The following is a 13,729-nucleotide window of genomic DNA, read 5'->3' on the forward strand; positions in this document are numbered from 1 at the left end:
CTTCTTTTTATTTATAAATTTATCTCTTAAATCCACCTTCTGAATGAATAACCTGCCCTGTAATCCATCCGGCTTCTTCGCTCACTAAAAACTTAATAAGCCTTGCTGCATCTTTCGGTTCGCCTATTCTACCAAAAGGAAACATCGGTTTTAATCCTTGCTTTATCTCTTCTGTCATCCATCCTGTATTAGTTGGACCTGGATTAATTGCATTCACTGTTATCCCTAGATGGGCCACTTCTGCTGACAACGTACTAGTGAGCGCATCGATAGCTCCCTTCGTTGTTGCATACGCTAATTCTCCAGCCATAGGCCCTTTAAATTGCCCCGAAGTAATATTAACAATTCTACCGCCGGATTTTTTATCAAATCCTTGAGCAAACTTACTACTTAATAATGTAGTGCCGCGAACATTTACCATATAATGTTTATCTAACTCTTCAGCAGTTAAATTGGAGAAATCATTATTCGTAGAGTACGCTGCATTATTAATTAATATATCAGGGTACCCCATTTGTTCAGTAACTTTATTTATAAGTTGTTCCGGCGCATCATTCCGAGTTAAATCTAACTCCATACTTGATACTTCAACACCGTTCTTTATCAGCTCTTCTTTTAATTGTATTTGTTCATTTTGATCAACGCCCCAAGGCATCTCTTTATCATAATTCGTCCAATACGTAAAAAATATATCGTATCCTGCTTCAGCTAATTCTTTACAAATCGCTGCCCCAATACCATCTAGACGACTAACACCTGTAACAACTGCTACTTTATTTTTTAATTGATTCATTATATACTCCTCCAAATTAAAGGACGCATATTTTATATGAGAGATATAAATTTCCCGACATAGGTATCTATCCTTACAAAAGGGATGTACAAGCCAAATATGCAGTCCTTGAATGATTTATAGACAGTTAAATAAACCCTCGCTAATGAGAGAGAAAAATTCATCTATCCAACTTCTAATCATTACAAGTTCATCCACATATCGAGTCTTTGCCCCCTCTCCATATATCTCTATTATTAGTCTACCAAAATAGATGAAATGTTACAAAAAATAAAACAATTACTCACAACCTATCTTCGTTCACATTTCCTCCATTGTGAATTTATTCACAATGGATATATAATAAACATGTAAATAGAATACTGGAGGGATTTCAATGGTTATCAATTTTTTAAGAACTGATAAACGGGCTACTTTCATATTATTATTTTTACGACTTTACATAGGATATGCATGGCTTGCTGCTGGAATAGGAAAAGTTTTTGGACAATCTTTTGACGCAAGTGGTTTTCTAAAAGGCGCTATCGCTCAAGCATCAGGTAGTCACCCTGCAGTACAAGGCTGGTGGGCAGATTTCCTTCAACATTTTGTTCTTCCAAACGCAGACCTATTTAGCTTTTTAGTTCAATGGGGAGAAATTTTAGTAGGTCTCGGTTTGATTTTAGGTGGATTAACAAAAACAGCTGCATTTTTCGGAATCATAATGAATCTTTCATTTTTATTAAGCGGAACTGTTAGTGTAAACCCAAACCTGCTTATTTTAACTATGTTCATTTTAGTTGCAGGACAGAATGCTGGATGTATTGGATTAGATGGTTATGTTTTCCCAAAACTTTTCAAAAAAAATAACCGTGAAGCATATAAATTAAGTAAAACTGCATAAGAACAGTTCATCTTTGAAATATCAAATAATAAGAAACACGATCATTTTCTCACATAAAGTGAAACTTTAATCAGTGGGGTTTTGTTCATCCCCCACTGATTATTAGCCCTCACCAATTGGGCTTTTACGGGCAGCCCGACTCCCACCTAACTTCTTTGCTCCAGTCGAATTTTGAGGTGGGAGTTTTACTGCCCGTTAATGCGGGATAAAACGAAACCGAAATCTATAATCAGATTTCGGTTTTTTGATATACAATAAATCACCTAAACTATTCACAATTCGATATAATACAAATTTATCTATAGAAGTAATTTATATTTATATAAACGTTAGGCTATCTGAAAATCTAATAATACGTATACTTGCAGATGAACCAGAAGCAAGAGCTACAATCACAAGCTAAATATGAAAAAAGCTTCCTTATGACGACTGTTTCATCCTTATATATCCTGTGAGAATATCCATTATAAAGCCCTAAAATCTTTCATACTTTCTCCTAGAATATAGTGTGAAAACCACATCAAATTCTGCTTCATAATAGCCACATGAATTCCTGGCTGGTCAGAACTATATGCCATTCCTTTAAATATAATTAATTCTGTATCAACTTCCATATCTCTTAATCCTTGATATAGCTCATATGCATTTAGAATTGGAATTCTTGCATCCTTTTCGCCATGTTGGATTAAGGTAGGCGTACAGGCTGATTTAATATACGTCATTGGTGATGTTTTCGTATATATCTCTGGATCATTCCATGGAGTATTTCCTAAATGCATCCTAATGAAGTAAGGGATATCTGTATTCACATAATGGGTACTCCAGTTAGTAATTCCACCTCCAACTGAAATAGCTTTAAATCTATTACTAAATGTAGAACAGAAAGCTGATATATATCCCCCGTTGCTCCATCCCATAACCCCTACTCTATCTTTATCTGCAATCCCTTCTTCAACTAGTTTATCCACTCCAGATATAACATCATCGTAGTCAGCAATTCCCTGTTTTCTATAGTTTGCTTTTAAGAACTCATTACCATAACCAGAACTTCCTCTATAGTTTGGCTCTAAAACGATAAAACCTTTTTCGATAAACTGCTCAATCGGATATTTCTCATTAAAACAGTCTGAGAATATCGGAAAAGATGCCCAAGCTGGACCACCATGGATTACTACTAATAAGGGATATTTTTTATTGGCATCAAACTCTACTGGGGTTGATAAAACACCCTCTATTTCAAGACCATCCCTACTTTTCCATGAGATTATTTCCCTGTTACTTTTCAGTTTTCCTTTAAAAAAGCTAGTTTCATCCGTTATTTTTTTATCGTCTAAATAGATTTCAAAGGTTTCATTTGTTATAGCTTTATTATAGGATATATGATTTCCATCCTTTGTTATAGAAGCATCCATTATAAAGCCATCTACTTTGTCACTTAACATTTCCACAGTGCCATCCTCACATAGCAATCCAATACGATAGTTAGTTTTATCCTGCCATCTAATTAAAATCCCCTTAGCTGTCCACTGTAATGGCATAACCGTACTATCAAAGTTTGTTAGAGGCTGAATTACCTCTCCAGTATTCATATCATATATCTCTAATGTACTTTCTTGTATATGGTTTCTATAGTAATCCTTCTCTCTTATGCTTGCTGAGTAACATATTTTGCTGCCCTCAGGAGAAAAGCAAACGCTCCCGCCCAACAACTTATCTACATTCATCTTTTGTAGTTCCTCAGCTTCAACATCTACTATGTATAGATCACCATTCATATGATCGTTTAGGCTTGGTGTAGCCATAAATACAACCTTTGTCCCATCATTTGAAATATCAAAGTTATGTATATAAAAATCCTTATCCTCCGTTAATTGATAAACACCGCTAATTTCTCGTTCCCCTTTATCATTTTGTATCACTTTTTCTATTTCAATGTAGTATAAACAATTATTCTGGTGTTCCTTACCTATATGTTGAAAATCTCCATATAGTTCCTTACGTTTCTTTATCTCCTCGCATTCTTTTGACTGCGCAACATAATAAAAACCCTTGCCAGTAGGCTCCCATTTAAAATTACTGACCCCTTCTTTCTCATCAGTAATTTGAACCACGCCATAACCATCTATCGACTTAACAAAGATCTGATTTTTCCCATTACCAACAGGGCTAAGGTATGCGATGTTCCTAGAATTTGGAGACCATAATGGACATGCACTATCTATATCCCCATTTGTTAATGGGTTACTCTGCCCCTTATCTTTTTCATATACCCATACATGATTCCTATATGTATTGTCTTTCCAGTTAGTCGTCTTCTTAACAAATGCTACGTTCTTGCCATCATCCCTTATGTTTGTACTTGATACGGTTGGTAATGAAATACTCTCTTCTATACTTAGATATGTTTTTTCTTTCATTTTCATTAATACCCCCTCGTAATATCTAGTAATCTAATTTGTTCAATAAAGTGAAACTTTAATCAGTGGGGATGGTTTCCATCACCCACTGATTATTAGCCCCCACCAATCGGGTTTTTACGGGCAGCCCGACTCCCACCTAACTTCCTCGCATTCGCCGAATTTCGGGGAGTCTTACTGCCCGAAATTAGCGGGATAAAACCTCTGCCATATGCTGAACCCTTTAGAACTGTGTTTAGCTTTCACCACTGTAATACCCCAACCTTTACTAACTGTTAATAAAAAGTTCGTTGTCATAATAATTGGATCAGCTGGGTGTTTAATCCCAAGCTCTTCAGCAATAATAATCGCCTCTTCTTGTGGTAATAAAGGAAATTGTTCACGAATATCTAAACGATAACGGAAAATTCAGTTAAATGAAAGTAGTTCCGTTCCAAATCTGATAAAAATTCCTGTTGTCTGGCGGTCTTTATACCTTTTAATCTTGTTGAACACCCTAATGAGGAAACACTTTAAATTTTAAGCCAAGGCTGATAATCTGCTTCACTAACCTCTTTAAGCCACTTATCGATTTTAGTTGTTCTTTTTCTTTTCGACACAAAAACACCCCTTTAGATAAAAATATCCAAAAGGGCAAAGCTTCACAACTTTATTTTAAATCCACAATAAACTAGTTACTCTACCAATTTCCTACTCAACCGTAACAGACTTAGCTAAGTTACGTGGCTTATCAACATCACACTCGCGGTGAAGCGCTGCGTAGTATGAAATAAGTTGGAATGGAATAACTGCTACTAGCGGTGCTAGTGCTTCGTGTACAGCTGGTAATACGAAGCTGTCACCTTCCATTTCTAAGCCTTTCATTGAGATGATACATGGGTTAGCTCCGCGTGCTACTACTTCTTTCACGTTACCACGAATTCCAAGGTTTACGTGCTCTTGTGTAGCAAGTGCGATAACTGGTGTACCATTTTCGATTAAGGCGATTGTACCGTGTTTTAATTCTCCTCCAGCAAATCCTTCTGCTTGGATGTAAGAGATTTCTTTTAGTTTTAACGCACCTTCTAAACCTACGAAGAAGTCTACGCTACGTCCGATGAAGAAGCAGTTACGCGTTGTTGCTAAAAATTGTTTTGCTAATGCGTCCATTTCTTCTTTTTGATCACAAAGTACTACCATTGCATTTGCTACAAGTCCTAATTCGTGTGTTAAATCGAAATCAAGAACTTCACCTTTTGCTTTTGCAATGTCAGCCGCTAAGATTGAAAGTACTGCAAGCTGTGCTGTGTATGCTTTCGTCGATGCAACTGCGATTTCTGGTCCCGCATATAACGGAAGTGTATAATCAGCTTCACGAGAAAGCGTAGAACCAGGTACATTTGTAATCGTTAATGCTTTATGACCCATTTCATTTGTTTGCACAAGTACTGCACGGCTATCAGCTGTTTCACCACTTTGTGAAATGTAAATGAAGAACGGTCTTTCTGTTAATAATGGCATGTTGTAAGAGAATTCACTTGCTACGTGTACTTCAACTGGTACTTTCGCGAATTTTTCAATGAATTGCTTTCCAACAAGACCTGCATGATAACTTGTTCCGCATGCAATGATGTAAATGCGATCGCTATCTAAAATTGCGTTACGGATATCTGCATCCAGTTCAATCTCGCCATTTTCACCTTGATACTTTTGAATAATATTACGGATTACAAGTGGTTGCTCATCGATTTCTTTTAGCATGAAATGAGGATACGTTCCTTTTTCAATATCACTTGCATCTAATTCCGCTGTAAACGGTGCACGTTCAATCGTTTCACCTTGTAAGTTTTTAATTGTAATGCTTTCTTTTGTTACAATTACGATTTCTTTATCCATTAACTCGATAAATTGATCTGTAACTTGTAACATCGCCATAGCGTCGCTCGCCACAACATTAAAGTTGTCACCAACACCTACTAATAGCGGGCTTTTGTTTTTAGCAACATAAATCATGTTTGGATTTTCAGCATCAAGTAATCCGATTGCATAAGAGCCATGTAAAAGAGATAGCGTATTACGGAACGCTTCTTCTACACTTAGTCCTGTGCTCACTTGTTGTTCCATAAGCTGCACGATAATTTCTGTATCTGTTTCACTTACGAACGTTACATCTTGTAAATATTCCTTTTTCACTAACTCATAGTTTTCAATTACACCGTTATGAACTAATGTAAAACGCTTTGATGTACTTTGATGCGGATGCGCGTTTAGCTTGCTTGGAACACCATGTGTAGCCCAGCGTGTGTGACCGATTCCCACGCTTGCTGCTACATTCTCCTCTACGACTTCGCGAAGTTTTGCAATACGGCCTTTTTCTTTGTATACAACAACACCGTTCTCTGCTTGTACTGCAATACCTGCTGAATCATATCCACGATATTCTAACTTTTCTAAACCTTTTAATAAAATTTCCTTTGCATCTTGCTCTCCAATAAATCCTACGATTCCACACATGTTTAGTCGCCGTTACAAATGCTTACACTGCTCTGCGAACATGTAACGACATAGTCCGATACCATTTTTATTTATACTAAAAAACGGATTACATATTGCTAGCCCTGTAAGCTTGTAACGGCTTTCACCTTCCTCTCGATTGGGTTAAAGTCCGTATATACTTATACAGCTAGTATTCATCCGTTCCTCTTCTCTCATCACACTTTCACCTTTGTCCACTAAGTCACCTTAATGTTTTAAGTAAAAGTTTGCGGTTGTGATGAACAACCGGGAGTCATCCGCCGAAATCTCGATAAACTCCACCTCGTCAACTACACTACTTGTAGTTCTGGCGCTTTTATAATTCACAATATTTCCTTTGAGAAAAAGAACAAGACCATCGTATAACAAACAATATAAATCGTCAATGAAATTTTTTTCATTGTCTATAAAACATATGAAAAAGGAGCACTTTTTGTGCTCCTTTTAAATAAAATCGGCTAATTATTCAACGCCAACTTCAGCTTTCACAACTTCTACAATACGATGTACATACCCATCACAAATTTCTTGTGTCGGTGCTTCTGCCATTACACGAATAAGTGGTTCTGTTCCCGATGGACGAACAAGAATACGACCGTCTCCGTTCATTTCTTCCTCTACAACACGAATAATTTCTTTAATTTTTTCATTTTCTAATGCTAGTTTTTTATCTGTTACACGAACGTTTACTAGTAATTGTGGGAATTTTGTCATCTCACCTGCAAGTTCAGATAATGGCTTTTTCGTCATTTTCATGATGTTTACAAGTTGAAGTGCACTTAACATTCCATCACCAGTTGTAATGTAATCAAGTAAGATAATGTGACCTGATTGTTCTCCACCCAGGTTATATCCACCACGTTTCATTTCTTCCATTACGTAGCGGTCACCAACTGCTGTTTTATCACTTGTAATACTGTTTGCTTCAAGTGCTTTGTAGAAACCTAAGTTACTCATAACTGTTGAAACAACTGTATTATGTTTTAATTGACCAGTTTCTTTCATATACTTCGCGCAAATAAACATAATTTGATCGCCATCAACGATGTTTCCTTTTTCATCTACAGCGATTAAACGGTCGCCATCACCATCAAAAGCAAGTCCGATATCCGCACCTTTTTCTTTTACTAATTCAGCTAAGACTTCTGGATGTGTAGATCCTACGCCTTCGTTAATATTCATACCGTTTGGAGAAGTTCCCATCGTTGAAATATCAGCTTCTAAGTCTGCAAATAAGTATGGAGCTAAAGAAGAAGTCGCACCGTGTGCGCAATCTAAAGCGATATGTAAACCAGAGAAATCTTCCTCTACAGTTTGTTTAATGTATTGTAAATATTTTTGTCCACCTTCAAAGTAATCACTCACTTGGCCAAGGTTAGTACCTGTTGGACGTGGTAACTCGTCAACTTCTTTGTCTAATAATGCTTCAATTTCTGCTTCTTGCTCATCTGTTAATTTGAAACCATCTGAACCGAAGAACTTAATTCCGTTATCTTGTACTGGATTATGAGATGCAGAAATCATAACACCCGCTTGTGCATCTAAAGCTTTTGTTAAATAAGCCACACCTGGTGTAGAAATAACACCAAGACGCATTACTTCTGCTCCAGTTGATAATAGACCTGCTACTAAAGCTCCTTCTAACATATGTCCAGATACACGTGTATCACGACCAATAATTACTTTTGGACGATCTGTATCTTTTGTTAATACATAGCCGCCAAAACGTCCAATTTTGAATGCTAATTCAGGTGTTAATTCCTTATTTGCAACCCCGCGTACTCCGTCTGTACCAAAATATTTACCCATTATTATTCGCTCCTTTTTCGTGCTCTTTTTGATTATCTACTGTTGGTTCTTGGCTCGTTTCTTGGCCGTTTTCTTTGTCTTTTTCTTTGTCTTGTTCTTTATCTTTTTCTTGTTCTTTATTTTTATCTTTTTCCTGATCCTTTTCTGGATCCGATTCAGGATTTTTTGGTTTTTCAGTTTGATTTTCTTGATTGTTTTTTGAATCTGGTGGTTCAATATTACCTTGTACTTCTTTATCCGGCTTTTCTTTCTTCACAATTGTGACTTTAGCACTTTTTTGTTTTGCTTCTATCGAAATATTACCAGGACCGCTCACTTGAATAGAAACATCCTTCGTCCCCGGAGATACATTTTGCAGATTAATCGCTGCTGTTATTTGAGCTGCTGTTATTTTATCTACTATACTTGCTTCTCCTGAAATATCAACGCTTATCTTTCCATCTTGTGGCGAAAGTAGCTGAGCAGTAACATCATTCGGAATTCCATTTTTTTGAATCGGGATACCATCAATAGTTTTACTTTTCGTTTGTTTTACCTTTTGTACCCCTACGGAAACCTTCACTTGATTTGGTTTTGCACTTGTTACACCTTTTGGCAATAAAACAGAGGCATCGAATGTTGTAGAATCCGTCAATTGACTAAGATCTACCTCGACCCCCTCTATAGATTGTATATTATCCAAAATGTCTTTTGGACCTGCTATCGTTACTTCTTTTGGTTCAACACTAATATTTGTAACAGCTAAACCTTCTGGTAAATTCCCTTTTTTCGCATATGTTAAAGGAACTGTTTTTTCGACGTTATTTGCTGTAGCTTGCGTTGCTACATTCAACGTTACACTAATTTTAGATGGATTTGTTCTTACATTTAAGCGTTTTCCTTCTTTATTGTATAATGTAACTTCTGGTGTTTTTGTAACAGTTTTATTAACACCTTTTAAATCGATATATGCCTTAGCAGATGAAATACTTTCTATTTCTTCTTTCGTCCCAACTACCTCAACAGTATCAGGCTTAATAACTGATTTTTCAAGAGTAGCACCTGCTGGCATCTGGTCTTCATTTGATAATTTTAAATCTACATGAACATACTTTTTCGCTTTTTCATGAAGGGTGACTTTAATTGTTGCTGGTTGGACTGTTCCTTTCACATCCTCTGGAAGCCCATTCGCTTTTAAAGAAACTTCATAAGTTCCTTTTGGACTATCTCGCAAATCAACTGATATATCAAATTGTTTTTTTGCTTTTGCTGTAGCAACTGCTGATTTTGGGCCTTCCAACTTCACCTTGACTCCACCTGCTGGAATACCACTTACAATATATTTCTCTTCATCATACTTAAGGGTAATAGGATAATCAGTTAATGTTTCTTTCGTTTCATTTACGAAAGGTAATATACTCGATGTCGTATTTTTTTCAGTTAAAGTTGCTGACATAAAAAGCATACACGCCAATAGTAATGAGATTCCTTTTAAAAACCAATGATTCTCCATTAACTTATCCATGACGCTTTCTCCTCCAATTCCATAAAGACGAAGAAGTCGTTTTTTCGTTCCCACTAAATTCAGCTAACAACATATCCTTCAGCTGTTCTGTCTTCAAATCACGATGTAACTCACCGTTTTTCGTTAAAGAAATTTGACCCGTTTCTTCCGACACAACTACTGTAATACTATCAGTAACTTCACTAACTCCCATTGCAGCGCGATGCCTTGTTCCTAACTCCTTAGAAATAAACGGACTTTCTGATAGCGGAAGATAACATGCTGCTGCTTTAATTGTACTTCCCTGCATAATTACTGCTCCATCATGAAGAGGCGTATTAGGGATAAAAATATTAATGAGTAATTCTGATGACACATTTGCGTTCAGCGGAATACCCGTTTCCACATAGTCACCCATCCCAGTCTCTTTTGACAACGTAATTAATGCACCAATTCTACGTTTTCCCATATATTCCGTTGCTTTCGCTATCGCTGTTGCAACAATTTCAGGTTCATCGTCCTCGTGAGTTCCTACACGCGAAAACAAGCTACCTCTTCCTAGCTGCTCAAGTGCTCTTCGCAATTCTGGCTGAAAGATAATAATAACAGCTAAGAATCCCCACGTTAATACTTGTTCCGTTAGCCAATATAGCGTATGCAATTCAAGTAAAATACTAATCATCCGGACGACAATAATAACTGTAATACCTTTTAAAAGTTGAACAGCCTTCGTGCCACGGATTATAAGAATTAGCTTATATATAATAAACCATACAACAGCAATATCTAATGCCGTACTAAGATATTTCAAAATGGTCGTATCTTCAAAAGGCATGCTAACCCTTCCTCCTACTTACGAGCAATTCTATCCATATATTGAAATATTATTTTATGCTCTATCTGTATGTATTTCCAACAACTAGTTAATTATACCATACATGAAACAAACGACAATTACAAACGCCTCCTTAGCTTAAATTGGTAAGATGTCAAACTTTCTTATCCCACAGTGTAATACAAGTTATTATACGCCTATTTTCCAATAAAAAAAGCAACTTCACAGTTGCTTTTCTTACATTTATTTCAGTTTTTCACCGAATAAAGAACCCATTAAAGCAACCGCTGTTGTTGCTGTTCTGTTTCTCTCATCTAAAATTGTATTTACTTCAACAAATTCAGCAGATGTAACAATATCAGCTTCTGCTAACATCTCCATCGCTAAGTGGCTTTCGCGATAAGATAGACCACCAATTACAGGTGTTCCAACTCCTGGTGCGTCATGAGGATCAAGCCCATCTAAATCTAATGATAAATGAACACCATCAGTATGAGATAAATACGCAATTGTTTCTTCCATAACAGCCGTCATACCCATACGATCAATTTCATGCATTGAGAATACTTTAATGCCTTCTTCACGAATAAAGTCTTTTTCTCCTTCATCTAATGCACGTGCACCGATAATTACAACGTTCTCTTTCTTCACCTTTGGATATGCCCCATATAAGTCTACAAGTGAAGAATGCCCATATCCTAAACTTGCAGCAAGTGACATACCATGAATATTTCCAGATGGTGAAGTCTCTTCTGTATTTAAATCACCGTGTGCATCATACCAAATAACACCTAAATTTTTATAATGTTTCGCTACACCAGCTAACGTACCGATAGCAATACTATGATCGCCGCCCAATACAAGTGGAAAACGACCTTCTTCTATAATATGATCAACCTTACTTGCTAATTCATTACATACAGTTGCAACTTGTGTAAGGTTTCTTAACTTTGTATTTTCAGCTATTTCTTTTTCTCTCTCTATACATATATCTCCCATATCTTTTACGTTATATCCAATTTCTTCGATTCTTTCAATTACCCCTGCATAACGGATTGCGCTTGGTCCCATATCAACCCCGCGACGCATCTGTCCTAAATCCATTGGAACTCCAATAACTGAGATTTCTTTTTTCATAGATAGTATCCCCCTTTTATGCCTTCACTAAATATTTTAAATCTTTTATATAGTCTGACTCAACTCGACATTTTTCTGCATGGATATACATTTTATTCACTTATATTTACGTTAGAATCCCAATTTAAAAACTATTCTATGTATAAAGTTAACTTAATGAACCAACTAACTTTTCTATCAGCTAATATTTTTATCAGTGCTTTTCTCCATCACCACCTAGAATTACACAAAATATCCTCAAATAACTGAACAAAAAAACACTTCTACATTTAGAAGCGTTTTTCTGATGCTAGTTTCCACACTGCTGCAATATTTTTTGCTGTCATTTCGATATTCTCTTCTGCCGCTTTATATGCTTCTTCTAATGTCATTGGACTAGCTGTAATACTAAACACTGCATCAATTCCCTTTTCATAAACAATTGCATAGTTCGGAGATACAGATCCACCAATAGCAATTACAGGGATATGACGACATTTCGCCCGCTTCGCGACACCAACAGGAGCTTTTCCATAAGCTGTTTGTTCATCTATTCTTCCCTCACCAGTTACAATAAGATCGGCACCCTCTATACACTTATCAAAATTTGTGTAATCTAATACAATTTCAATCCCTTTTCTTAGCTGTCCCTTTAGCACTGCAACGACAGCAGCTCCCATTCCTCCAGCTGCCCCCGCACCCGGTATCTCAGATACATCAAAAGACACATGTTGTTTAAGTATATTAGCATAATGTTTTAAATTCTCATCTAGCTCTTTCATCATCTCTACATTCGCACCTTTTTGTCTCGCAAATACAAAAGACGCCCCGCTCAGTCCAACTAAAGGGTTATCTACATCACATGCTGCTTCTAACTTTATATCCTCCAGGCGTGAATCAATCCTAGAAAGGTCAACAGTGGTTATCCAATGCAATGTCCCTCCAGAGGGTTCTATTATCTCACCTTTCTTATTTATAAATCTTGCGCCTAAGGCAGATAGCATACCAGCCCCACCATCATTTGTAGCACTTCCTCCAAGCCCTAAAATAATGTGTTTGGCTCCTTGATCTAATGCATGTAATATAAGTTCGCCTGTCCCTTTTGTCGTTGTAATAAGTGGGTTTCTCTTTTCAGTTGGAACGTGTTGTAATCCTGATGCTGCCGCCATTTCAATAAATGCTGTCTTCTTATCTTTAGACATACCATAAAAGGCTTGCACGCTCTCTCCAAGCGGCCCTGTCACATTAAGTGATATAATTCTCCCCATTGTAGCGCCAACAAGAGATTCAACCGTTCCTTCGCCTCCATCTCCAATTGGTACTTTAACATACTCTGCTTTAGGAAAAATTGCTGCAAAGCCTCTTTCAATGGCTTCACATACCTCTATAGCTTTCAAGCTTTCTTTATATGAATCCGATGCAATGACAACTTTCATAATTACCTCCCCCTTATTCAATCCCCTTTTTTCATTTTAAACGATATATGAAAAAGTTTCCTTTTGAAATGGAATTTAAACACAAAAAAAGCTTACATCATTTGATGTAAGCTTTCCCTATTTATATGGAGCCTAGCGGGATCGAACCGCTGACCTCCTGCGTGCAAGGCAGGCGCTCTCCCAGCTGAGCTAAGGCCCCTTAGTAATTAAGCGGAAGACGGGATTCGAACCCGCGACCCCAACCTTGGCAAGGTTGTATTCTACCACTGAACTACTTCCGCGAAAATGGTGAGCCATGAAGGATTCGAACCTTCGACCCTCTGATTAAAAGTCAGATGCTCTACCAACTGAGCTAATGGCTCGTAAATGGCTGGGCTAGCTGGATTCGAACCAGCGCATGACGGAGTCAAAGTCCGTTGCCTTACCGCTTGGCTATAGCCCAT

Annotated in this window: 9 protein-coding genes, 4 tRNA genes and 2 pseudogenes; 1 reads left to right on the forward strand and 14 read right to left on the reverse strand. The window is 37.1% G+C overall.

From position 1 onward, the window contains the following. Positions 1 to 19: 19 nt before the first annotated feature. On the reverse strand, positions 20 to 793 hold the full coding sequence (locus AC1DTM_RS04600) for an SDR family oxidoreductase (RefSeq protein ID WP_016103311.1): 774 nt from the start codon (positions 791 to 793) through the stop codon (positions 20 to 22). Positions 794 to 1,169: 376 nt separating this feature from the next. Between AC1DTM_RS04600 and AC1DTM_RS04605 the strand changes: the two genes are divergently transcribed. Next, positions 1,170 to 1,676 carry a DoxX family membrane protein gene (locus tag AC1DTM_RS04605; protein WP_016103310.1) on the forward strand — a complete coding sequence of 169 codons (507 nt, stop codon included), beginning with the start codon at positions 1,170 to 1,172 and terminating at the stop codon, positions 1,674 to 1,676. Positions 1,677 to 2,140: 464 nt separating this feature from the next. On the opposite strand, the gene AC1DTM_RS04610 is transcribed toward AC1DTM_RS04605, so the two are convergent. The 13 genes and pseudogenes from AC1DTM_RS04610 to AC1DTM_RS04670 all read right to left on the reverse strand — a co-directional run bounded on the left by AC1DTM_RS04610 (position 2,141) and on the right by AC1DTM_RS04670 (position 13,728). Continuing rightward, positions 2,141 to 4,099 carry a S9 family peptidase gene (locus AC1DTM_RS04610; protein ID WP_016103309.1) on the reverse strand — a complete coding sequence of 653 codons (1,959 nt, stop codon included), beginning with the start codon at positions 4,097 to 4,099 and terminating at the stop codon, positions 2,141 to 2,143. 246 nt (positions 4,100 to 4,345) lie between these two features. After that, positions 4,346 to 4,692 (reverse strand): annotated as a pseudogene (locus tag AC1DTM_RS04615) (PDDEXK family nuclease); the annotation flags it as partial. A 91-nt stretch (positions 4,693 to 4,783) separates the two neighbouring features. Then, on the reverse strand, positions 4,784 to 6,586 hold the full coding sequence (gene glmS / locus AC1DTM_RS04620) for a glutamine--fructose-6-phosphate transaminase (isomerizing) (RefSeq protein WP_199715522.1): 1,803 nt from the start codon (positions 6,584 to 6,586) through the stop codon (positions 4,784 to 4,786). Between the two features lie 12 nt (positions 6,587 to 6,598). Next, positions 6,599 to 6,784 (reverse strand): annotated as a pseudogene (locus tag AC1DTM_RS04625) (hypothetical protein). A gap of 285 nt (positions 6,785 to 7,069) precedes the next feature. Continuing rightward, complete coding sequence (gene glmM / locus AC1DTM_RS04630) at positions 7,070 to 8,416, reverse strand: phosphoglucosamine mutase (RefSeq protein WP_002113341.1); 1,347 nt, start codon at positions 8,414 to 8,416, stop codon at positions 7,070 to 7,072. Continuing rightward, on the reverse strand, positions 8,409 to 9,920 hold the full coding sequence (locus AC1DTM_RS04635; RefSeq protein WP_199715523.1) for a CdaR family protein: 1,512 nt from the start codon (positions 9,918 to 9,920) through the stop codon (positions 8,409 to 8,411). The genes glmM and AC1DTM_RS04635 overlap by 8 nt, the downstream gene beginning before the upstream one ends. Beyond that, a complete protein-coding gene (gene cdaA, locus AC1DTM_RS04640; protein WP_002115347.1) occupies positions 9,913 to 10,734 on the reverse strand; it encodes a diadenylate cyclase CdaA in 822 nt (273 codons plus the stop codon). Before cdaA ends, AC1DTM_RS04635 begins: the two co-directional genes overlap by 8 nt. A 243-nt stretch (positions 10,735 to 10,977) precedes the next feature. Beyond that, entirely contained in the window at positions 10,978 to 11,871 is an 894-nt protein-coding gene (gene rocF, locus AC1DTM_RS04645) for an arginase (protein ID WP_002113337.1), read from the reverse strand. 269 nt (positions 11,872 to 12,140) lie between these two features. Next, entirely contained in the window at positions 12,141 to 13,286 is a 1,146-nt protein-coding gene (locus AC1DTM_RS04650; RefSeq protein WP_016103306.1) for a glycerate kinase, read from the reverse strand. 126 nt (positions 13,287 to 13,412) lie between these two features. Then, positions 13,413 to 13,485: transfer RNA gene (locus AC1DTM_RS04655), tRNA-Ala, on the reverse strand. 10 nt (positions 13,486 to 13,495) lie between these two features. Beyond that, positions 13,496 to 13,567 (reverse strand) — tRNA-Gly (locus AC1DTM_RS04660). A gap of 5 nt (positions 13,568 to 13,572) precedes the next feature. Then, positions 13,573 to 13,648 (reverse strand) — tRNA-Lys (locus AC1DTM_RS04665). 5 nt (positions 13,649 to 13,653) lie between these two features. Further along, positions 13,654 to 13,728: transfer RNA gene (locus AC1DTM_RS04670), tRNA-Gln, on the reverse strand. Position 13,729: the final 1 nt, after the last annotated feature.

The organism is Bacillus sp. P4_D3 (assembly GCF_056401855.1).

Bases quoted from the DNA above. Each gene is read 5' to 3' on its own strand.
- AC1DTM_RS04650 (WP_016103306.1), bottom strand. From the start codon at position 13,286: ATGAAAGTTGTCATTGCATCGGATTCATATAAAGAAAGCTTGAAAGCT.
- AC1DTM_RS04605 (WP_016103310.1), top strand. From the start codon at position 1,170: ATGGTTATCAATTTTTTAAGAACTGATAAACGGGCTACTTTCATATTA.
- AC1DTM_RS04610 (WP_016103309.1), bottom strand. From the start codon at position 4,099: ATGAAAATGAAAGAAAAAACATATCTAAGTATAGAAGAGAGTATTTCA.
- rocF (WP_002113337.1), bottom strand. From the start codon at position 11,871: ATGAAAAAAGAAATCTCAGTTATTGGAGTTCCAATGGATTTAGGACAG.
- glmS (WP_199715522.1), bottom strand. From the start codon at position 6,586: ATGTGTGGAATCGTAGGATTTATTGGAGAGCAAGATGCAAAGGAAATT.
- glmM (WP_002113341.1), bottom strand. From the start codon at position 8,416: ATGGGTAAATATTTTGGTACAGACGGAGTACGCGGGGTTGCAAATAAG.
- cdaA (WP_002115347.1), bottom strand. From the start codon at position 10,734: ATGCCTTTTGAAGATACGACCATTTTGAAATATCTTAGTACGGCATTA.
- AC1DTM_RS04635 (WP_199715523.1), bottom strand. From the start codon at position 9,920: ATGGATAAGTTAATGGAGAATCATTGGTTTTTAAAAGGAATCTCATTA.
- AC1DTM_RS04600 (WP_016103311.1), bottom strand. From the start codon at position 793: ATGAATCAATTAAAAAATAAAGTAGCAGTTGTTACAGGTGTTAGTCGT.